Origin of the sequence: Bacillus sp. OxB-1 (genome assembly GCF_000829195.1) — a bacterium.
Classification (GTDB): Bacteria; Bacillota; Bacilli; order Bacillales_A; family Planococcaceae; genus Sporosarcina.
Genome location: NZ_AP013294.1, coordinates 1,367,352 through 1,387,965 on the forward strand (window position 1 = coordinate 1,367,352; position 20,614 = coordinate 1,387,965).

Genomic DNA, 20,614 nt, shown 5'->3' on the forward strand with positions numbered 1-20,614 from the left:
GGTTCGGAACTGAGTCACCCTATCTCTGGACTGTCACACCCTCGGTCGAAACTGCCGCACCCCGGTGAAACTGTCCGACGCTGGTCCGGAACTGAGTCACCCTGTCTCTGGACTGTCACACCCTCGGTCGAAACTGCCGCACCTCGGAGAAATTCGTTGCGGCGAGCATGTAATAAGAGCAGTCTCAGGTCCGTGTTCGCTTTGTTGCTGTACGATACGCCATCACCTTTTCTCCTGTTTCCCGATAGTATGTGTATTCGGATCGGTCTTTTATTCTTCCATACATTGTATTTTCCATTGCTCTTCGCTAAGATAAATTCAAAAGGAGGCGGACGGGGTGGGGGACAAGGAAATGGCGATCGATTGTTGTCTGTTGGCCGGCCGGCTCATGATGGAGGCGGGGGCGGAGACGTATCGGGTGGAGGATACGATGGCTCGGATGGCGCAAACGCAGTTACTATCCGCCACGCATAGTTTTGTGACGCCGACGGGGATCATTTTTTCCCCGGGCAGCCCACATCATACGAAATTGATCCGGATTGAGCATCGATCGACCGATTTGGAGAAGATTGCACTCGTCAATGACGTGTCCCGCAAGCTGGCCGCCGGGGAATATACTTTGGAAGAGGCGTATGCCCGCCTGAAACAAATCGAACGGGAGAATGTCATGTTCCCGATCTGGCTCCAAATCATTGCGGCCGCTGTGGCAAGCGGCTGTTTTCTTCTTATGTTCGGCGGGCGGTGGATCGATCTTCCGGCTGCCATTTTCGCAGGGGGCTTCGGATTTCTTGTCGTCACATTCATCCAGGAATGGACACGGGTGAAGTTCTTCGCCGAATTTGTGGCTGCCCTGTTTGTCGGGTTGATCAGTTATGTGGCTGTCAGGGGAGGCGTCGGAACGGAATTGGATACGATCATCATCGGGTCGGTCATGCCTCTTGTTCCCGGTCTTTTGATCACGAATGCGGTACGGGATTTGATGGCAGGCCATTTCGTGTCAGGTTTGTCAAAAGGGGCCGAGGCCTTCCTCACTTCCTTCGCCATCGGGGCTGGGGTGGCGCTTGTGTTAGCCTTTTAACTGAATTGTTCAGATAGTAATGGAGAGGAGCGGGTTAAGATGACTTCATTTCTCCTGCAAGGCGCTCTCAGTTTTTTGGCGACGATGGGGTTTGGCATTTTATTCAACGCGCCGCGTCGGATGCTGTTATACTGCGGATTGGCGGGGATGACGGGTTGGCTTGTCTATCAATTGTTCAATGAAATGCTCGAGGATCCGGTCCGTTCCTCGTTTTTCGGGGCGTTCACGGTCGCCGTCGTCGCCAATCTTTTCGCGAAGCGCTTTCGGATGCCGATGATCATCTTCAGCGTGGCTGGCATCATTCCGCTCGTGCCGGGCGGGACGGCGTATAATGCGATGCGGCATGTCGTGGAAAATGATTATCTGGCTGCTCTGTCCTATGCTTCTGTCGCTTTCATGGTATCGGGGGCGATTGCAATGGGCTTGGTGTTCGCGGAAGTGATGATCCAGCTCATCTTCCGGGCCCTTCATGGGGGGAAACAAAAATCGGCAACATAAAAACGGAGTGGCCTTTCATCCGAAAGCACTCCGTTTTTTGTCTATCACAAGACGGCAATTTTCTCGAGGGTGACAGGCACACCGATATGATAGCCCTGGATGGCATCGACGCCCATCGAGATGAGCAGATCCTTCTGTTCCTCTGTCTCCACACCTTCCGCGACGACATAGAGACCGAGGGATTTCCCAAGGCGGATCATCCCTTCCACCAATTGTTGCGTCTTGTTGTGGGTCAATAAAGAACCGATAAACTCTTTATCTATCTTGATTTTTGAAATCGGCAAGTTTTGTAGAAAACGGAACGAACCGTATCCGGTCCCGAAATCATCGAGAGCGAAGTCGATCCCTTCTTCTTTCAGGTCATTCATTTGACCGACGAGGGACTGCTCTTCTTCGGCTTGGAAGGCGAACCGTTCTGTAATCTCGAGTTGGATCCGGTTGGACGGGCAGCCGGTTGCTTCCAAAATCGAATGGACTTTTTCAGGCATCCGGGCATTGCTGAATTCCCGGACGGACGAGTTCACCGAAATTTTAATATCTTGTTTACTTTTTGCCCATTCCGCTGCTAGTTGGGCGGCATTCCGCAACACAAACGCGCCGATTTCATGAATAAGTCCGTTTTCCTCTGCAACGGAGATCAATTCTTCCGGCGTCACAATCCCAAGTTCATCGTCCTCCCAACGGACAAGGGCCTCATACATATTGATCTGTCCGCTTGCCACGTCCCATTGTGGTTGGTAGACGACCTGGAGGCTCTGTTCTTTCAAGGCGGTCAACATTTTCCGGTCGATCGAGGCACGACGATTGAGCCCGCGATGCGATTCGGCGGTCAATGAAACGATTTTTCCACCGCCGTGTTCAATGACATCCTTGGTTGCGGTCAGCGCTGCCTGGATGAGATGGTTATACGTCTGTTGGTCTTCCGGGAACCGGACGATCCCTCCGCTGACGGAAATCGGCAAGGCATTATTGTCGATATAAATCGGGTTTTGCTCCAAAAATTCGAGAAATCCTTGGATATACCAATCGCCGAATGGTGTCAAGACGGCGAATTCACTGATGCCGATCCGGGCGATCGGATTGTCTTGGAAAAACCGCTTCAACCGATTGCTGAATGATTTGATCAATTCTCTTTCAGAATCATGGGAATGCAAGTCTTTCAAAGTGTAATAATGGTCAATCGCAATATGGACAAAGGAAAAATGCTTGTCTTCCTGGATCATTTCATTTACAGTCGCTTCAAGCTTATGTCGGCTCATCAGCCCTGTCTCAAAGTCGATAAAGGCGATCTGTTGAAGCTGATTGCGCATAATCACGTCTTGTGTGATATCCAGTTCCAAGAACGTGACGGAAATCATTTCCCCCTTATCGTCCATGAACGGGACGGCGATCAGGTTGACATGATACGATTCGCCGGTCCGCCCCATTTTTTCGGTTGCGCCGGACCATGTTTTCCCTTTGCGCACGGTATCCCAAATAAGATGGGCTTGTTCGACCCCTTCTTCCGTTTCGGGGAACATTTGCCACACCGTCTTTCCGAGAATCCGTTTCGGTGTCCATTTGCTGATGTCGAGGAATTTTTTGTTCGTGTAGAATATGACACCCTCTGCATCGGTGCGACTCACCATGTAGAACTGCTCAAGATTATGCAGAAGGTCCGGGAGTTCCGGCATAAATTGCCCGCTTTCGGATTTCATATCACTGTCCCCTTTTGGATGTTTTATACTACTATTATAATAAAACATTTTTTGCTTTTCACCATGATTATGACAAATCTCCAACTTTTGTTTATTTTTAGGAGTTTTTCAATCGAATCATTAGGTGAATGGGCATGGTAAGGTCGGACTGGAGAGGAGAGTTTCGATGGAACGGTTCAAAGGAATCGCGATGATCATCATAGGTGCCGTGTTGTGGGGAGCGACAGGGCCTATGATGGAATGGCTCCTTACAGAGAGTGCGATGACACGCTCTTTTTTAATCATTGTGAGAATGATAGTGGCCGGGATTCTGCTTCTTTCCATTCTGAGAGGGAGAGGAGTGCGAATTTTAGCTCCCTTGCAGCAAAAAGTATGGTCCCGGCAACTTATTTTGTTTGGCATATTCGGGATGCTCGGAGTTCAATATACTTTTCTCGGATCCATCGAATCTAGCAATGCCATAATCGCTACATTATTTCAATTTTTGGCGCCGATCTTTATTATCATTTTCATCTCATGGCGGCAGTGGGCATTGCCACCTCGCGCACAAGTGATCGGAATCGCTGTCACCATCATCGGGCTGTTCCTCTTAATGACGGATGGATCGTTTGCTGCGTTTACACTGAGCAAGGTAGCAGTGGCGTGGGGTGTTGCGGTCGGGCTCACCTTCGCTTTCTACACCTTGTATCCCGTCCGCTTGATGAGCGAATGGGGAGTGCTGCTCGCTGTAGGGTGGGGGATGCTGATTGGAGGAGCGGCTTTATTCATCGTGAATCCGATGGCCGTCCTCTCGGGGTACGAACCGCTGCTCGACTGGCGGATCGCGGGCATGCTCGCCTTGGTCGTCATCGTCGGGACGGTCGCCTTCTCCTTGTTTTTAGGAAGCATGAAATACATCACCCCGGTCGAGACGAGTATTTTATCCAGCTTCGAACCGCTGACTGCGATGGTCATCTCGGTCCTGTGGCTCGGGCAAGTGCTCGGGATGTGGCAACTTGCAGGGGCGCTCGTCATGCTCATTGGCGTTGTGGGCTTGTCAATTGCGGGAAGTAAAGCACGGGAAAAATAAAAACGGGGCTGTCCAGAAAGTGGATTTTCCGGTTAAACACGCAAAAAGCAAGGGCTCTGGTCGCTTTCCGCGGGCCAGCCGACGAGCCTCCTCCGGCTTACAGCCGTGCGGGGTCTCGTCGGCCGGCTTTCCCGCAGGAGTCTCCCGGCGCCCTTGCTTTTTGCTAGTATCCAACTCTGTGCCTGGACTTTTCGGACAGCCCCGTTTTTTCACATGGATTCCTCTTCATCGAGCCACGAGGCATACAAACCATCATCAATATCGACTACTAACCCTTTTGGAACGCGAAGATAGATGAGTTGACCCCGTGATGTAGATGAACCAAGGTCCATTCCACCGCGACGCGACTTCCCTGTGAATTGCTGTAGCAGTTCGGCGTCTTCATAGGAGTTCAGCTCCAGGCGGGACTTTGGCTGTGGATAAATGATCATCTGGCCGTCCTCCCAGCGGGGAAGAAAGTGCTCGACCCGGCCAGATAGATCATAGGGACCGACGATAAGGAAAGCCCTGATGATTTTTTCCTCAATCACCCCATCGTCCGTATCTTTCCGCTCCAATATGATTTGGGGGGATTCTTCGAACTCCGTCACTTGATTGACAATACGAAACCTATCCTGGACGGGGTAGGTCTGATCCCTGATGATCCGGTCAGCAGGAAGGGCATCGACATTACCCGACCAAACCATTTCATCGAGCTCGTATTCCGCATTTTCGTTCGCCATCGGAAGTTCTAGCGGTTCCCGGCTGTCAAGGAATCCGACAGTGACTGCAGCGATAAGCAAAATTGCCAAATAGGCGGCAAAGAACACATAGGTCCATTTGCGGTCTATTTGCACCCTATTGGAAAATCTCCTCTTTTTCGGAAGAAAAACGAACAAGAGCAATAGGATAAGGAGAACAGGGAGGAATGCAGCTACCATCATTTCCTCACCTCCAATCGATCCGTCAAGAATGCCGCCATCCCAAACAGGCCGGCCACTGTGACAGCCACCTTCAAGAGAAAGACGGGAAGGGAGGTTTCCACTCCATAGAACTCTGCTGCTTTCTCGATGATTTCAAATGTAAGAAAACCTGTAAAGAATGGCAAGACGAACAAGACAAGGATGAGCAGCGGAATGACAAGCTTACTCCGCTGAACTAGCGCTCCGATGCCATAGCCAATGCTGGCAATCAAAATGACATACAAAATGGCAGTCGCCATTTGTGTAAAGAATTCCATCGGTGCCGTGAAAATATCCCAAGAACTGATCAGGAACGGCTCCGACCGGAACAAGGAGATGAATTTGACGATCGAGCCGGCCAGCACTGCCGTTGCACCGCCGATTGCGGAGGCTGCCAATAGGAAGAGGAAGCTCGACACGTGATGGCTCATCCGGTTCGACACGTAAGCGAAGGCGTCATTGCGGTATGCGGTTGTCGTCAATAAAATGCCTGTTGTAAAGGCCCAAATGAGCGTCATGATAAAAGGAAAGTCGCCGGTAGCCGTCGTCACGGTGATTTCCATCGACGAACCGCCATAGAAACTGCTCCTCGAGTTGAATCCCAACAGCATGCCGATGATTTGCATGACCATCAGGGAGGTGAATACACCTGTATATGCGTTGAACTTATAGCGCACTTGCTTCCGGACAATCTCAGTCAGCCGCGGTTCTGTCAAATACATCATCGATCCCTCCATTCAACCCGGCCGTCAAGATGACATAGGCCTCATTCGCCGAAACCGGCAGTACCTTTAGGCCCGCTTCCGTCAATTTTGCCGTTTCCTCATCGGACAGGTTATTCTCCAATATGAGTTCACTCCAAGCGCCGTTTTGAAGCCGGCCATAGGTTGTTCTGTTTACTGCGATATAAGCCAACTTCTCTTCTTTGCCGACCAGCTTGATGAATTTTTCTTGCAGCTCGGTGATCGGCCCGTGGAACCGGACGCCGCCATCATGGATCAGTAAAATATCTTCCAGCAAATCCTCGATCTCCTCCAGGTGGTGGCTGGACAATAAAATGGTTCGCGGATGGGCGATATAATCTTTCAGGAGTGCCCGGTAGAAATCTTTCCGGACCGCCGTATCCATACCGTTCGTCGGCTCATCAAAAATGGTCAGCGGACAGTGGGCCGCAATCCCGAAAATGGTGTTGAACGTGCTTTTTTTCCCTTTTGATAAAGTCGCATGCCGGGAATCGGGGTGGAAATGAAAATAATCGAAGAGCCTTTGCGCGAGACCCGCATCCCAATTCGGATAAAAACGGGCCGCCTCGTACAGAATATCCTTCAATGTCAGCTTGTCGGAAAAGCTTAGCGTATCATCGACCAAAATGGTGTTCGCCGAAACTTTTAAATTATTGAAAGGATCTTCCGAAAAGATCCGCACCTCTCCGGAAGTCGTTTCGATATGCCCCGTTGCGATTTTCATCAAAGTCGACTTGCCGACTCCATTCCGTCCGATCACGCCCGTCAAGATGCCTTCTTCGATGGCGAAGTTCAATCGGTTCAATACGCTATGCGTCCCGAATGTTTTCGAGACATCGTGAAATTCAATAACGTTCATGATTCCCCCTCCTTCGTCTGCGCACGCTCCGCTTCAATCATGGACAACAGATGCTCGTCGTCGACGCCGAGCAACCGCGCCTCCGTCAACAATTTCCGGATCAGTCCCTGAAGTGTCTCTTCTTTCCGTTTGACAAGCAAAACATCACGGGCATCGGACGAAACGAAAGTCCCGAGCCCCCGCCTTTTATATACGATTCCTGCATCTAGCAACAAGGTCAACCCCTTTCCCGCCGTCGCCGGATTAATACTGAAAATCTCAGCCAGTTGGTATTGTGAATGAACTTTCTCATCCGCCTGCAGCGTCCCATCGATGATTTCACTTTCAATCCATTCCGCAATCTGAATATAAATCGGTTTCGAACTATCCAAATCGAGCATCACGTCACCTCCTGTTGACCAGTGCATTACTGTTGTAATGTACTATATGCTATTTGGAAATGAAATACAAGGGCGAACCGGGAAATTAACGTAAAAGTATAGAGTGTAGCGGGAGAAGCGCGGGTTTGCAATTGGAGCGAGCGCAAGCAACGTGCGCTGTGCAATGAATTCGCCGCTGAACGCAAGCAACCTAGCGCTGAGTGCAAGGAAAGCGCATGTGAGTGCAACAAACCGGGCGGCGAGCGCAAGCAACGATCGCTGTGCAATGAATTCGCCGTCGAACGCAAGCAACCCGGCCCGGACAAAAGAAAATCGTGCCCTCTGCCTAGCGTGCTATAATGGGAGCTATAAAGTTTCGAGAAACGAAAGGGTTTGGGGGTGGCTTGGACATGAGGACGGTATTTTCATATGCCAAACCATATAAATGGCTCATTGCCATTGCGCTGATATTGACGTTGGTGGAGCTTGGGGTGGAACTGGTCCAGCCGTTGCTCATTGCAAAAATCATTGATGAAGGGATCATCGCGGGGGACGCGGCGGTTGTGTGGACGTGGGGAAGCGTCATGCTGGCACTCGCGTTGACCGCCTTCCTCAGCGGGGCTGTCAACTCATTCTTCGCAGCACATGCGGCGCAAAGTTTTGCATTCGATCTACGGCAGGCATTATTCGGCAAGGTGCAGGCATTCACGATGGCCACCTTTTTACGGTTTCCGGCGTCCGGCCTTATCACCCGGTTGACGAGTGATGTGACGATGGTGCAGAACGTGTTGTTCATGGGGTTGCGCATCATGCTGCGCGCGCCGCTTATGGTCTTCGGCAGCTTGCTCATGGCGTTCATCGTCAATGTGAAACTTGCCTTATTCTTGCTGGCGGGCACACCATTCCTTGCCATCTTCTTATATGTCATGACAAAAAAGGGTGTCGTACTCTTTGCGCGTGTCCAGAAGCGGTTGGACCGGGTGAACCGGGTCATCCAGGAGAACTTGCAAGCGGTCCGGCTCATCAAGGCGTATTTGCGGGGGACTTACGAAGCGGGGCGATTTGATAAAGTCGCGGATTCTCTGCGGGGCGACACCGTCCGTGCGATGCGGATGATGGAACTGATCCTGCCGGTCCTGCTTTTCATCATGAATGCCAGCTTGCTGGCGGTCCTCTGGTTCGGGGCAGTGGAAATCCGGGAAGGGGGCGCACAAGTCGGGGAGCTTGTGGCGATCGTCAACTACGCGATGCGGATTACTGGCGCATTCTCGATGTTTTCATTTCTCATCATCTTGTTCTCCCGTGCGAAAGCCTCTTCGGAGCGGATGGCGGAAGTGCTATTGGCCGACGGAGCCTTGGAAGACCAGCAGGCGGAGAGTTCCAGCTTGTCCGTTTCGGCCGGCGATCTACGGTTTCAGAATGTCTCTTTCCACTATCCGGGAAGGGCAGAGGCTGTGCTGAAAGATGTCACATTCCATGTATCAGCCGGGGAAAAGCTTGCGATCATGGGTGCGACAGGTTCCGGGAAATCAACCCTGCTCAATCTGATCCCCCGTTTTTTCGAAGTGACGGACGGGGCGATCCAGGTCGGAGGAGTGGATATCCGGGAGTGGCCATTACATGAGCTGCGGGAAACGATCGGGCTCGTGCCGCAGCAATCTGTCCTGTTCACCGGTTCCATCATGGAGAACTTGGCATGGGGTGACAATGAAGCGGAGTCCGATGAATTGGTGGAAGCTGCGAAAAAAGCGCAGATCCACGAGTCCATCGACCATTTTCCGCAGAAGTACGAAACACGGGTCGGGCAAAAAGGGGTTAATTTATCCGGCGGGCAAAAACAGCGGTTGTCGATTGCCCGGGCTCTTGTGCGGAAACCGTCCATCCTCATTTTGGATGACAGCACGAGTGCATTGGATGTGAAGACGGAAGCTGCTCTATGGGAAGCATTGCAAGACGAGGAGGCGACGATGCTCGTCGTCACGCAAAAGATCCGGACAGCGCAAGGGGCGGATCGGATCCTCCTATTGGATGAGGGCCGGGTCGTCGGCTACGGTGCGCATGAGGATCTGTTGGACCGTTCCGCGCTCTATCGGGCAATTGCGCAGTCCCAAGCGGAAGGGGAGGTGATCGATGATGTCGAGCATACGTAAACCGTTCGGCTATGAACCGATCCTTACGAAAGAAGCGATCCGAGGGGCGAAAAAGAAGAAGAAGGAGCGGGCGGGTGATTGGAAGTCGGTCCTGTTCCGGCTCTGGAAGCTGGTTGATGAGCAGCGCAGCTTATTACTCCTCGTGCTCGGCCTCGTTTTTGTAAGTTCGGTCCTCACTTTGCTTGGTCCATTGATGGTCGGGAAGATACTCGATCACCATATCATTCCGATGGACTTTGATGGATTGGCCAGCAAGCTCGGTTGGCTGATTGCCATTTACCTTGTTCTGTCGCTAGCGCTTTATTTCCAGAACTTCTGGATGGTCGGCATTGCCCAACGGACCGTTTTACGATTAAGGTCGGGATTGTTCGCACATTTGCAAAAACTGCCGGTCAGTTTTTTCGATAAACGGCAGCATGGTGAGTTGATGAGCCGGGTGACGAATGACATTGAAAACGTCAGCCAAACGTTGAACTCCTCATTCATCCAAGTGTTTTCGAGTGTCCTGACATTGACGGGGACGCTTGCGGTCATGTTGTACCTCAGTCCGTTGCTGACCGTTCTGACGATGATCATCATCCCGATCATGTTCATGGCAGTCCGCTGGATCACGCGCCGGACTGGGCTTCTCTTCAAGGAGCAGCAACGTGCGCTAGGGGAGTTGAACGGTATGATTGAGGAGACGATTTCCGGTCAGCGGATCGTCAAGGCGTTCTCCCAGGAATCCCGGGTGAAGGACGAGTTTGCGATGAGAAGCGAGCATCTGCGCCGGGCCGGTTTTTGGGCATCGACGTACTCGGGGTTCATTCCAAAAGTGATGAATATGCTGAACAATGCCGCATTCGCGATTGTGGCAGGCGTCGGCGGGCTGTTGGCGTTGAAAGGGGATGGCGTCGTGACGATCGGAACCATCGTCATCTTCTCGGAGTTGGCCCGCCAATTCACACGTCCCTTGAATGATCTGGCCAATCAATTCAATACGGTGCTGTCCGCCATTGCAGGTGCAGAACGGGTCTTCGCCATCATGGAGGAGCCGGTGGAGCAAGACAGTGCAACGGATGATGCGGATCGACCGCTCAAGGGAGACGTGGCATTCCAAGACGTGTCATTCGGATATGCGGTGGAGACGGATGGCTATACGGTCGACGAGATTTCATTCCACGTCAATCCAGGTGAGGCAGCGGCATTGGTGGGGGCAACGGGCGCGGGGAAAACGACGATCATGCAATTGCTGGCCCGTTTTTATGATGCAAATGAAGGGCAGATCTTGATCGACGGAATTCCGATCTCCGAATTGCCAAGGCGAACGCTCCGAAGCCAGATAGCGTTTGTCCTCCAAGATCCATTTCTCTTCGAAGCGACCGTCCGGGAGAATATCCGGTACGGCAAATTGGATGCGACCGACGGGGAAGTGATCGAAGCTGCGAAACGAGCCAATGCCCATTCATTCATCATGAAGCTGGAACAAGGATATGATACCGTCCTGTCCGCGGACGGGGGGGAGATATCACAAGGCCAGAAGCAACTACTGTCCATTGCTCGGGCACTCGTCGCCGATCCCGTCATTCTGCTATTGGATGAAGCGACAAGCAGCATTGACACGGTGACGGAACTGGCGATCCAGGAAGCGCTCGAACGACTGATGGAAGGCAGGACGAGCTTCGTCATCGCCCATCGATTGAACACCGTGCGGAAAGCGGATAAGGTGTTCGTCATGGAGCAAGGACGATTGATCGAATCTGGCACCCAGGAGGAATTGATGGAACGCAAAGGCGCTTACTATCAGTTAGTGAAAGGTTCGGAAGTCTGAAGGCATGAAAAAAGGCTATGGGGAGGGGGATCCTCATAGCCTTTTTGTTATTTCACGTCTTCGATATTCAAATTGGTCCCGTCATCGAAATTGATTTCCAAGTCGAACTTGGAGTAGGTGTCTAATTCGTAATAAGTTAAAATGCGTTCCTTGTACTCTTCTTTTGTCATATTGTTGCGAAGAAGAAGGGCTTTGAAGAGCTTATCGAGCTCATCCATTGCTTCCTTGCCTGTTGCGTTCACACCGGTCAACGTGTTTTTGTATTCGACATCGAGCTCTTTATCGACTTCGTAATCCGCTTCAATGGCGTCTTGGCCATCGACTTCGATGTCCAGATCGAAATGGGTGAAACCATACCCATCCCCGGTTTCCATCGTGCCTCCTTCTTTTTCACGCTCATGAATGATATCTGCGTCTTCCCGCTGTGCCTTATCCGCATTTTCCCCGAAGTTTCCGCATCCGGTCATGACGAAGACAGCTGCCAATAAAAGTAAACTTGCTATCATAAATTTACGCACACTTACACGACCTTTCCAATTTTCATCTATATATAACTTTACCTCTCGACGGAAAATTTAAACAGAAAGCGGATAAATGAAAACACCGGCTATCGGGAGCCGGTGTTGAGGGAAAATGGCTATGAGGTCCGTTTCACCATTTGGCGATATGCTCTTCCGTGCAGCCGAGCATTTGCCGGATCGGCAGGATGGAGCCGTCGTATAGTTTAACGCGTCCGTTGAAATATCCGACCAACTGATGCACCTCGGTCCGGATGAGGCGGATATTCGTCTGGGCGACGCGTTCGAAAAAAGGGGTGAAAGTCAGTTGGACGCGATCTGTGAACTTCGTCTGGATTTTCCATGGGCTCATGAAGTTTCCGGGATCATAGGTGAAAATGACGTCTTCGTGGATTTTCGTCATCATACCGTCGATGAACACGGCATTTTCCGTCAAGCCGGTGCCGTCCGTCCATTTCCCTCCGAAATTCAACCCGATCCGGCGTCCTCCAGACCGTTGGGAAGCCATCGCCCAATTCCACTCAGCCTCCCGGGGCCAAACGCCGCGTCCATAATCGAGGACGGCAAAGCTGTAGGCCGGATTGAAATCATACCGCCTGTCGCCGATTTTGACAAACCCGCCCGTCGGTAGAGTATGATGCTTGGCAGTGAATTGAAAGAGGTCCCGGCTTTTCGGAATGACGACGTTCAGCGAATCATCCCCCTCCGGATGGGTGATATGAAGATCGGCGTGGAGCACTTCATTATCAAAGTCGGGGATGGTGACGGAAAGATGGGTCTCCCCTTGGATGTGAACGAGCTGTATCGACAAGCTGTCCGTCGTCACTTTTACGCTGTCGAGTACCCCTTCCGGCATTTTCACTTTCCGCCCGATGGGGATGGTGACCATCTTCTCATAAAACCGCTGCGTCTCATAATCCAATATATAAACAAAACAGGCAGCCGCATAATCGAGGTGGCTGATCGTCGCGGAAAATAAAAGATCCTCCCCATACACGCACCAGTAGTTCCACTTCTTTTTCCGCATGAAATGGCCTTTTAAATTACTCTGGATGAATGGACGCCGGGCATATCCAATCGCTTCGGGATTCAAACGCCCCTTGTCGTCACAAAGCGGAACGGGTGCAATAATTTCCCTTTCAGCATGCTGCATCTAGCCAACCCCCTACCTATTGTCTTTTTGAAATCTTATGCTATAATTGCATTATACCAAATGTACGGGGCATTAGCTCAGCTGGGAGAGTGTCACGCTGGCAGTGTGAAGGTCACCGGTTCGAACCCGGTATGCTCCATCTTAAAAAACCCTTTCAAATTAACGTTTGAAAGGGTTTTTTATACATACTAACAGGGATACATGCTGTGTTAAAGCAGAGCGGGCAAAAACCGTTTTTGTTTTTAAGAAATCGTTTGAAGTCCATGTAATGCAGATTGATTGCATCATAAAGGCGGTCAAGGGGCATTCCCTTCATCAAAGGAAGGGCTTTTTCGCTAAAGACAAGGAAAGTCCAATTATCGGACTTCCCCTTATCTGTTATCACAAAGAAGCTGTCCACTTCAACGCCCCATGATAGTACTGAAACACTTTCTCATCGGAGATCCCGAATAGGGCACAGCCGCTTTTCATCGTTTCCCAATCCCCTTTTTCAACCGAAATAGACAGTTCAAGTGCATCCCGCAGCGCATTCGAAGTACCTCTGAGTGCGTCGGAGATATCTTCTTGCAGCGGCAAAATATGTAATACTTCATCCATTTCCTTCCCCAATAACGCATCCATCAGGGAAAACATGCCAGTGATAAAAAATGCGGATGCTTGGGGTATTTTCCTCTGGATAGCAATCTGTTCGCACATTCTTGCCCTGATTAGGCTCATCCGAATAATTTCATTAAACCGATCATTATCCGCAATAACGCTTTCCCTCATGGAAAGTACATAAATCCATTTCCGAAGCTCATCCAGTCCAAGTAGAACAATAGCCTGACGGATGGAGTTTATCTTCTTTTTTTGTCGATACCCCGCCGTGTTAATAAGTTTAAGCAGCTTATAAGACAAAGATAAATCCTGTTCAATGATTTTTGTGATGTCATCTATATTTGGTTCGCTTTGAGATAAATGATTAATAATTCTAGGATAGATATGGAATGACTCGGGAATTTTCCGTGCGGAGACGATGACCGGCTTTGAGAAAAAGAAACCTTGAAAATAGGTGTAACCACTTTCAACGGCTTCATTGAAATCCTTTATAGTTTCGATTTTTTCGGCAAGCATTTTTTTCTTATGCTTTTGGACAAGCAGCTCTGTTTTCTTTCTTGCTTCTTCAGAAGTTCCCTGAAAATCAATTTTAATGAAATCCGCTTGCTCAATTAACGCATAAGTATAAGGATTAGCTGTATTTATAACAAAATCGTCCAATGCGATTTGATAACCCGATTGTTTAAGGTCTATGCATATATCCACTAATTCTTTCGTTATCTCAATAGATTCCAGAATTTCAACCACAATTTGAGACGGCCGAAAGAAAGTGGGAGTCCTAAGACGAAGCAGCTTTTCCGTGAAATTGATAAAACAAGGTTTGCCATTGGAAAGTTCTGCAATCCCAATATTCAGGTAGCTGTTTATCAAAATGTCTGCCGTCGCTTGGTCACCATTAATTTCGGGATAAAAATTGATATGACTGTTGCGGTATAGCAGTTCGTATGCAAAAACTTCTTGGTTTCTAGTGAAAATGGGTTGTCTTCCGACAAAAACCTCCATAATGACACCTTCTTTATGAAATATAAGCTAGTTTTCAAATAAGTTTTAGTTAATCCTGTGCTTGGGATGATGCATCCTAAGAGATTGTTCAAGTAATACAATTTACATATCAAGTATTTCGACACTATTTGCCTATACCCTTTTTTATTTAATCGGTGGATTGAATTCTCGAGTAGCTTTTGGAGACAAGACAGGCGAAGGAATGCTCTTTCCCTTTTCTTCATAAGATTGGGGAGGGGGGTGAGGTATAATGTATAATCGACAAGCGGCAGTGGACTATGCCAATCGCTGGTGGGATGGCCGCAACCCGGCTTATCCCGCGTTCGACGTAGATTGCACAAATTATATTTCCCAATGCTTGCTCGCCGGCGGGGCGCCGATGCACGGCTATCCGAACCGGGAACGCGGCTGGTGGATCCAGGGAGGCACTTGGAGTTTCAGTTGGTCGGTGGCCCATTCGCTGCGCTGGTATTTGGCGGGGACGAAAAAAGGCTTGACGGCAAGGCAAGTATCGTCCGCTGAAGAACTCGACTTGGGCGATGTCATAGCTTATGATTTCCAAGGGGACGGCCGGTTCGACCATTCCACGATAGTCACAGCGAAAGACGGGGCCACTCCGCTCGTCAACGCGCATACCTATGACGTCCGGCAACGTCATTGGGATTACAAGGACTCCTACGCCTACTCACCGAATGCGAAATACATCTTCTTTAAAATTAATGACCAATTTTCGTGAAAAAGGGGCTGTCCAGAAAGTGGATTCTCCGGTTAAACCCGCAAAAAGCAAGGGCTCTGGTCGCTTTCCGCGGGCCAGCCGACGAGCCTCCTCCGGCTTACAGCCGTGCGGGGTCTCGTCGGCCGGCTTTCCCGCAGGAGTCTCCCGGCGCCCTTGCTTTTTGCTGGTATCCAACTCTGTGCCTGGACTTTTCGGACAGCCCCTTCTTACCTCCAGTCAATAGCTTTTTAAGAAATAATTTGTTTGGTGGGATACATTCTCTGTTCGGGAGGGGGTGCACCCCCTCCCGAACAGAGAATAAGCATGCCAAAAAGACCTAACGATTTTTCATTTTTTCGCAAGGTCATTTATGATATAGTGAATTTAATGGATTATGAGTAGTTGGTCGCTACTTCGTAATCATAGGTTTTTCCGTGTGTGATCAGGTGAAAGGCTAACTTCAAGAACTTATTCATACACGCGATACACGCAACTTTATGGGGCTTTCCCTGAGGTTGCGTTTTTAATTTGTCATAATACTCCACAAGATGGTTCTTGATTTTTTTCCGTAACGTAATCATGGTCTTCACCATAAAAAACAAGATTTTTCGTAAATGACGATTTCCTCGTCGATTGATAATATCTTTCATTTGATGTTTCCCGGATTGATAGACACGCAAATCAATACCGACATACGCATTTAATTGCTTGTGGGTTTTAAAACGGCGGATGTCCCCTAACTCCCCGATAATTCGAACAGCTGTTGTTTCGCCTATTCCTGGAAAGGACATTAGTACTTGATATTCCACTTTGGGTGACCATTTGTTTGATGAGCTGCTCTTTCTTTTCCTTTAAATCACTAATTCTACGGGCATAGTCGCGTACCTGCTCACATCGAATATCGTTTCTTGAGATGGCTGGATAGGAAAGCCTAGCTGCCTCCAATAGACATTGTCCTTTTGCTTCCGCTCGCTGTAGTGACAGGTTCTTTTTAGTATTTTGCTTCAAACGATTACGAATGACCGTTCTCGAATGGTCAAGTACTTCTTCGGGATGCGGATATAACTGGACAATATTTAAAAAGAGCGCAGAACGTGTGGAGAACAGGGTTCCCAGTTCAGGAAAACTTAGTTGTAATATCGCATGCATTCGATTATGTAAATGGTTTAGTTCTGCATCCAGCTCGGCATAATAACGTGACCATGCTCGCATTTGTCCATAATAATCATCTTCCACGTAGGTATGAACACGTTCGTTACGGAAATGTGTCCGGGCTAATCCATGGGCATCCGCTTTATCTGTTTTTTGTCGTCTCATTGTCTTGGTTTCTTCATTTGCTTGAATGGGATTTAGACAGCAGTAGGCGTACTGATAATCTTGAAGAAATCTTTCTAACCCTTTTGAATAGACGCCTGTTGCTTCGAAGACAATTTCAGGTGTTTGCCCATCCTGTGCTTTCAGTTCTTGTAAGGTATTGTGGAGCTTTTCAAAAGATGGACGATTATGTAGGATCTCTCCCTCAAATTCACATTGACGATGACGATTGTAAATAACCATCGTACTTTTTCCCATACTGACATCAAATGCCACGACATGTTTAATCATAAACTGTTCTCCTTTATAGCCAATCATAGAAGTCTTCACAGTGCCTTATCGATTCTATTTTCTTATACACGATCTCGAAGGACCCAACATACTAATCTGATTCAAATAAGGGTGTGAAGTGGGCCGGTTTTTAATACGGATTCTTTGTTGATCCACGAGGCTGTTCGGCTTTCCTCCACTTCTACTATAAAAAAATAGTAGCACAAACCATGGCCTTGGTTTGTACTACTAATGTTAGTATGTTTTTTTTAATTTATTCATCAAACCACAGTACAGCCAATGTGCCTTCACCGGCATGGACAGCGAGTGTCGAGCTGATATCGCCGATTTCCACTTCTAGTCCGGGAACTTGCTCGGCAATCATATGTTTTAAGTGCATGGCCTGCTCCTGCACATTCCCTTGCATAAGATGGATTTTCTTCCGGCGGGGAGTATGGCTTTCCACCACGCGATCGACCAAATATTGAAGGGCTTTTTTCTCGGAACGGACCTTTTCGATCGCTTCCAATTCCCCTTTACTGGAAATCTGGACAATCGGTTTCACTTTCAGCAAACTGCCGAGGAAAAACTGGACGCCGCTCATCCGGCCGCCTTTGTAAAGTTGTTCGAGCTGGCCGATCAGGATGAAGTTCTGAACGGTCCCCGCCATTTTCTCGAGTCGGCTTTTGATTTCCGGAATCGTCGCCCCATTTTCATGCAGCTCCATCCCTTTTTCAATCAACCCTGTAATGCCGTACGACAGGGAGAGGGAATCGATGAAGGTGATTGGGAACCCCGCCAATTCCGCTCCTGCCGTCGAAGAGGCGAGCGTCCCGCTTAGTTTGCCGGAGACATGCACCGCAATCGCCTGTTCATATCCTTCAGCAATTTTCCGAAAACGTTCCGCAAATTCCCCGGCGGACGGCTGGGAAGTTTTTGGAAACTCCTCGGCGTCTTTGATTTGTGCATACAGTTGTTCAGGAGTCAAGTCAATTCCGTCAATATATTGCTTTTCCCCGAAATGTATTGTCAACGGAACTGTAAAGAAATCAGGATGTTGCCGAAGATACTCAGGAACATAGGCAGTGCTATCCACGATCCAGGCAAGCGGTTTCTTTTTCATAATCGGATCATCCTTCTTTGTCTAATTGGCTTCTATATTACTATACCATGAAAAGTAATCAGACGTTCAGTAGATACGAGGGAGAAGGGGCCGTATTCTGCCAAGGTGTACGACAAGGAAAAGTGCGGTATACTGGAGGGAGTATATGAAAAGGGGTCATGAGGCATGAATCAGCAAACATTGTCTATCAGAGAGGCCATCCGGACAAGACGTTCGATTAAAAACTTCAACGGACAGCCGGTGGACCAAGAAGATATTGAAGCAATTCTGGAGGATGCAGTTTGGGCACCCAACCACGGAAACCGTAATCCATGGCGCTTTGTCGTAGCGTCAGGAAAACAATACACGAATTTTTTGGAAGTGTTGCGTGAATATGGCGTCCCGAACTGGAAAGAGCTAACTCCCGAAAACCTCGAAAGGCAGATGAAAAATTTCACCGGCGCCGGTGCGGTAGCCATCGTCATCGTACCTGAGGATGCCCGGCAGAAAGAGCGCCTCGAAGATTTTGCAGCAGCCAGTACATGTATCCAGAACATCCAACTTTTGTCATGGGATCGGGGAATCGGGACCTGTTGGAAAACACCGGCTTTCCTGGATAATCCGAAATTCCGCGAAGACCTGGGCGTCCAGCCGGGCGAGCGGATCATCAGCATGCTGCAATTCGGCTACTACGATGAAATCCCGAAAGCCCGTCCCCGCAAACCGCTCGAGGAAATCGTCACATATTACGGAAGTACTAACGAAGAAGAATGAAAACAAGGGGCCGTCCGGGAAATCAGTGAAAACTGACTACCTGTGACAGCCCCTTTTGTGTATTCCTTGGCAGGTCGCGGGGAAGCGCTCATACTTCCGCGTCCGCGCCGATTACCTTCGTTCTCCCGCTTATACCTTAGAGTTACTCGCTCATAATTCCTTCGGCCGCGCTCATAAGTTCCTGTCTCGCGCTTATAACGCCGGGTTGCGCGCCGATAACTGTGTGGTGTGCCGATAACTATTCGGAAGTGCAGAGAACTGCGTGCCAGCGTCGATACCTCTATAGGCGGTGCCAAGTACAGCCACAATTCGCATAGACCACGAATGGTGTCTGTACCTGGCACCCTGGGGGCATCTTTCACCACATGGTTGCCAGCCGCCCTAGGGAATTTATTTCTTCAATTCCTCGCCCGTCAAATCTGCAATTTCATAGTAATAGTCTCCGATGACGCGCAATCCTTTGTCGAAGTTCTCCAAATGGAAGTGTTCGTTTGGCGCGTGGAAGTTTTCCGTGTCCAGTCCGAATCCCATTAGGACGACAGGGACTTGCAGGAGTTCATCAAATGCGGCGACAATCGGAATCGAGCCGCCTCCGCGTGTGTAGGCGGTCGGCACGTGGTATACCTTTTCATAGGAACGGTCGGCCGCTTGGATAGCAGGGTGGTCGAACGGCGTGATGAACGGTTTTCCTTTGTCGAATTCGCTCACTGTCACCGAGACGCCCGCCGGTCTATGTTTTTCGATATGGGCTTTCAGCTTCTCGACAATTTCTTCCGGGTCTTGGTCCGGTACGAGGCGGCATGTGATTTTCACTCCGGCTTCTGCGGGCAAGACGGTTTTGATGCCTTCTCCGGAAAAGCCGCCGAAGATGCCGTTCGCTTCGAGTGTCGGCCGTGCCCACGTCCGTTCCAGATGGCTGAACCCTGTTTCCCCGAATAACTCGGTGACGCCGACTTCCTGTTTTAACGCCTCTTCATCGAAGTCCAACGCCGCATACGCCGCCCGTTCCTCGTCCGTCAACGGCCGGACATTGTCATAAAATCCATCCACCGTAATCGTACCTTCCTGATCGTGGAACGAGGCGACGATGGCAGCCAACGCATGGATCGGGTTTTGGATGCCCCCTCCATACAATCCGGAATGAAGATCGCCTTTGGCACCCCGGACATCGATCTGCACACCGGCCAACCCGCGCAATCCATAGCAGACGGCCGGTTGTCCCGGTCCCGCCAGGCCGGTATCCGAAATGACGATGACGTCAGCTGCCAGTTTTTCCTTGTTCGCTTCGATATACGCCTCGAGGTTGGGACTGCCCACTTCTTCTTCGCCTTCGATGATGAATTTCACATTGACGGGCAGTTCACCATTTTTCGCCATTAACGCCTCGACGACTTTTACATGCATGAATACCTGCCCTTTATCATCACTGGCGCCTCGTGCATAAATTTTATCGTCGCGGATTTCGGGCTCGAATGGTTGACTCTCCCATAAATTCAACGGATCGACCGGCTGCACATCGTAATGTCCATACACAAGAATGGTCGGTTTTCCTTCCGCATGCAGCCAATCGCCGTACACGACGGGATGCCCTTCGGTTTCATCGATGGACACATTTTCAAGCCCCGCCTGTTTGAACGAACCGACTAACCACTCGGCCGCCTTCCGCATATCCTCCTTATGTTCCGAGAGCGAACTGATGCTGGGGATGCGGAGAAATTCCTTCAACTGTTCCAGATGCGCATCCCGATTTTCATTGAAATAAACGTCCAACCCATTGATATGATTCACTTCAATCCCTCATTTCACAAATTTTCATGTTTGGAAACAGTATAGCAGAAGGAAAGAAGTTAAGTGAGGAGGACAGACTTGACGAGGTTGGTATGGTATGATATTCGAAAGTTCCAACATCAGTTAGCCGACGTGCAAAGTCTCTGATGGAACTATTGTACATAGGCTTATTTGATG

Annotated in this window: 17 protein-coding genes, 1 tRNA gene and 1 pseudogene; 8 read left to right on the plus strand and 11 right to left on the minus strand. The window is 49.6% G+C overall.

What is annotated here, in order from left to right; translation table 11 throughout:
• Positions 1-352 precede the first annotated feature (352 nt).
• A complete protein-coding gene (locus tag OXB_RS06930) occupies positions 353-1,078 on the plus strand; it encodes a threonine/serine exporter family protein (protein WP_041076397.1) in 726 nt (241 codons plus the stop codon).
• A gap of 39 nt (positions 1,079-1,117) precedes the next feature.
• On the plus strand, positions 1,118-1,576 hold the full coding sequence (locus OXB_RS06935) for a threonine/serine exporter family protein (protein WP_041072982.1): 459 nt from the start codon (positions 1,118-1,120) through the stop codon (positions 1,574-1,576).
• A gap of 44 nt (positions 1,577-1,620) precedes the next feature.
• On the opposite strand, the gene OXB_RS06940 is transcribed toward OXB_RS06935, so the two are convergent.
• A complete protein-coding gene (locus OXB_RS06940) occupies positions 1,621-3,273 on the minus strand; it encodes a sensor domain-containing protein (protein ID WP_041072984.1) in 1,653 nt (550 codons plus the stop codon).
• Positions 3,274-3,439: 166 nt separating this feature from the next.
• Between OXB_RS06940 and OXB_RS06945 the strand changes: the two genes are divergently transcribed.
• Positions 3,440-4,342: an EamA family transporter gene (locus OXB_RS06945; RefSeq protein WP_041072986.1), complete on the plus strand. Its 903-nt coding sequence runs from the start codon at positions 3,440-3,442 to the stop codon at positions 4,340-4,342.
• A 209-nt stretch (positions 4,343-4,551) separates the two neighbouring features.
• Here OXB_RS06945 and OXB_RS06950 read toward each other — a convergent pair whose 3' ends face one another.
• Genes OXB_RS06950 through OXB_RS06965 form a run of 4 tightly spaced genes read right to left on the minus strand, consistent with a single transcriptional unit; the run spans position 4,552 to position 7,265 of the window.
• Complete coding sequence (locus OXB_RS06950) at positions 4,552-5,265, minus strand: hypothetical protein (protein ID WP_041072988.1); 714 nt, start codon at positions 5,263-5,265, stop codon at positions 4,552-4,554.
• Positions 5,262-6,005, minus strand: a complete 744-nt coding sequence (locus OXB_RS06955; protein WP_041072990.1) for a hypothetical protein — start codon at positions 6,003-6,005, stop codon at positions 5,262-5,264. The genes OXB_RS06950 and OXB_RS06955 overlap by 4 nt, the downstream gene beginning before the upstream one ends.
• Positions 5,977-6,885, minus strand: coding sequence for an ATP-binding cassette domain-containing protein (locus OXB_RS06960; RefSeq protein ID WP_041072992.1), 909 nt, complete (start codon positions 6,883-6,885; stop codon positions 5,977-5,979). Before OXB_RS06960 ends, OXB_RS06955 begins: the two co-directional genes overlap by 29 nt.
• Positions 6,882-7,265 (minus strand): GntR family transcriptional regulator, encoded by a 384-nt coding sequence (locus tag OXB_RS06965; protein ID WP_084212400.1) that lies wholly within the window; start codon positions 7,263-7,265, stop codon positions 6,882-6,884. The genes OXB_RS06960 and OXB_RS06965 overlap by 4 nt, the downstream gene beginning before the upstream one ends.
• Positions 7,266-7,654: 389 nt before the next feature.
• Between OXB_RS06965 and OXB_RS06970 the strand changes: the two genes are divergently transcribed.
• On the plus strand, positions 7,655-9,394 hold the full coding sequence (locus OXB_RS06970; protein ID WP_041072996.1) for an ABC transporter ATP-binding protein: 1,740 nt from the start codon (positions 7,655-7,657) through the stop codon (positions 9,392-9,394).
• Positions 9,378-11,204: an ABC transporter ATP-binding protein gene (locus tag OXB_RS06975; protein ID WP_041072998.1), complete on the plus strand. Its 1,827-nt coding sequence runs from the start codon at positions 9,378-9,380 to the stop codon at positions 11,202-11,204. Before OXB_RS06970 ends, OXB_RS06975 begins: the two co-directional genes overlap by 17 nt.
• A gap of 47 nt (positions 11,205-11,251) precedes the next feature.
• Here OXB_RS06975 and OXB_RS06980 read toward each other — a convergent pair whose 3' ends face one another.
• Both OXB_RS06980 and OXB_RS06985 read right to left on the minus strand, forming a co-directional pair.
• Positions 11,252-11,722, minus strand: coding sequence for a YusW family protein (locus OXB_RS06980; RefSeq protein WP_144399656.1), 471 nt, complete (start codon positions 11,720-11,722; stop codon positions 11,252-11,254).
• Between the two features lie 133 nt (positions 11,723-11,855).
• The gene (locus OXB_RS06985; RefSeq protein WP_041073002.1) at positions 11,856-12,875 is read right to left on the minus strand and encodes a DUF2804 domain-containing protein; all 1,020 of its coding nucleotides are present in this window, start codon (positions 12,873-12,875) and stop codon (positions 11,856-11,858) included.
• Between the two features lie 66 nt (positions 12,876-12,941).
• On the opposite strand from OXB_RS06985, the gene OXB_RS06990 reads away from it, so the two are divergent.
• Positions 12,942-13,014 (plus strand) — tRNA-Ala (locus OXB_RS06990).
• Between the two features lie 242 nt (positions 13,015-13,256).
• Here the strand turns inward: OXB_RS06990 and OXB_RS07000 are convergent.
• Positions 13,257-14,474, minus strand: coding sequence for an EAL and HDOD domain-containing protein (locus OXB_RS07000; protein ID WP_041073006.1), 1,218 nt, complete (start codon positions 14,472-14,474; stop codon positions 13,257-13,259).
• A 250-nt stretch (positions 14,475-14,724) separates the two neighbouring features.
• Between OXB_RS07000 and OXB_RS07005 the strand changes: the two genes are divergently transcribed.
• Positions 14,725-15,210, plus strand: coding sequence for an amidase domain-containing protein (locus OXB_RS07005; protein ID WP_041073008.1), 486 nt, complete (start codon positions 14,725-14,727; stop codon positions 15,208-15,210).
• Between the two features lie 371 nt (positions 15,211-15,581).
• On the opposite strand, the pseudogene OXB_RS07010 reads toward OXB_RS07005, so the two are convergent.
• Positions 15,582-16,791, minus strand: a pseudogene (locus tag OXB_RS07010) (IS110 family transposase).
• Between the two features lie 256 nt (positions 16,792-17,047).
• Positions 17,048-17,896: a DegV family protein gene (locus OXB_RS07015; protein WP_041073010.1), complete on the minus strand. Its 849-nt coding sequence runs from the start codon at positions 17,894-17,896 to the stop codon at positions 17,048-17,050.
• Between the two features lie 165 nt (positions 17,897-18,061).
• Between OXB_RS07015 and OXB_RS07020 the strand changes: the two genes are divergently transcribed.
• Positions 18,062-18,649 carry a nitroreductase family protein gene (locus OXB_RS07020; protein WP_041073012.1) on the plus strand — a complete coding sequence of 196 codons (588 nt, stop codon included), beginning with the start codon at positions 18,062-18,064 and terminating at the stop codon, positions 18,647-18,649.
• Positions 18,650-19,039: 390 nt separating this feature from the next.
• Here the strand turns inward: OXB_RS07020 and OXB_RS07025 are convergent, their stop codons facing one another.
• Positions 19,040-20,437 carry a dipeptidase gene (locus tag OXB_RS07025; RefSeq protein WP_041073014.1) on the minus strand — a complete coding sequence of 466 codons (1,398 nt, stop codon included), beginning with the start codon at positions 20,435-20,437 and terminating at the stop codon, positions 19,040-19,042.
• Between the last annotated feature and the right edge of the window lie 177 nt (positions 20,438-20,614).

Excerpts from the sequence above, each read along its gene's own strand:
- OXB_RS06940 (WP_041072984.1), bottom strand. The coding sequence starts at position 3,273 with ATGAAATCCGAAAGCGGGCAATTTATGCCGGAACTCCCGGACCTTCTG.
- OXB_RS06985 (WP_041073002.1), bottom strand. The coding sequence starts at position 12,875 with ATGCAGCATGCTGAAAGGGAAATTATTGCACCCGTTCCGCTTTGTGAC.
- OXB_RS06945 (WP_041072986.1), top strand. The coding sequence starts at position 3,440 with ATGGAACGGTTCAAAGGAATCGCGATGATCATCATAGGTGCCGTGTTG.
- OXB_RS07020 (WP_041073012.1), top strand. The coding sequence starts at position 18,062 with ATGAATCAGCAAACATTGTCTATCAGAGAGGCCATCCGGACAAGACGT.
- OXB_RS07000 (WP_041073006.1), bottom strand. The coding sequence starts at position 14,474 with ATGGAGGTTTTTGTCGGAAGACAACCCATTTTCACTAGAAACCAAGAA.
- OXB_RS06960 (WP_041072992.1), bottom strand. The coding sequence starts at position 6,885 with ATGAACGTTATTGAATTTCACGATGTCTCGAAAACATTCGGGACGCAT.
- OXB_RS06975 (WP_041072998.1), top strand. The coding sequence starts at position 9,378 with ATGTCGAGCATACGTAAACCGTTCGGCTATGAACCGATCCTTACGAAA.
- OXB_RS06935 (WP_041072982.1), top strand. The coding sequence starts at position 1,118 with ATGACTTCATTTCTCCTGCAAGGCGCTCTCAGTTTTTTGGCGACGATG.
- OXB_RS07005 (WP_041073008.1), top strand. The coding sequence starts at position 14,725 with ATGTATAATCGACAAGCGGCAGTGGACTATGCCAATCGCTGGTGGGAT.
- OXB_RS06930 (WP_041076397.1), top strand. The coding sequence starts at position 353 with ATGGCGATCGATTGTTGTCTGTTGGCCGGCCGGCTCATGATGGAGGCG.
- OXB_RS06955 (WP_041072990.1), bottom strand. The coding sequence starts at position 6,005 with ATGTATTTGACAGAACCGCGGCTGACTGAGATTGTCCGGAAGCAAGTG.
- OXB_RS07015 (WP_041073010.1), bottom strand. The coding sequence starts at position 17,896 with ATGAAAAAGAAACCGCTTGCCTGGATCGTGGATAGCACTGCCTATGTT.
- OXB_RS06950 (WP_041072988.1), bottom strand. The coding sequence starts at position 5,265 with ATGATGGTAGCTGCATTCCTCCCTGTTCTCCTTATCCTATTGCTCTTG.
- OXB_RS06970 (WP_041072996.1), top strand. The coding sequence starts at position 7,655 with ATGAGGACGGTATTTTCATATGCCAAACCATATAAATGGCTCATTGCC.
- OXB_RS06965 (WP_084212400.1), bottom strand. The coding sequence starts at position 7,265 with ATGCTCGATTTGGATAGTTCGAAACCGATTTATATTCAGATTGCGGAA.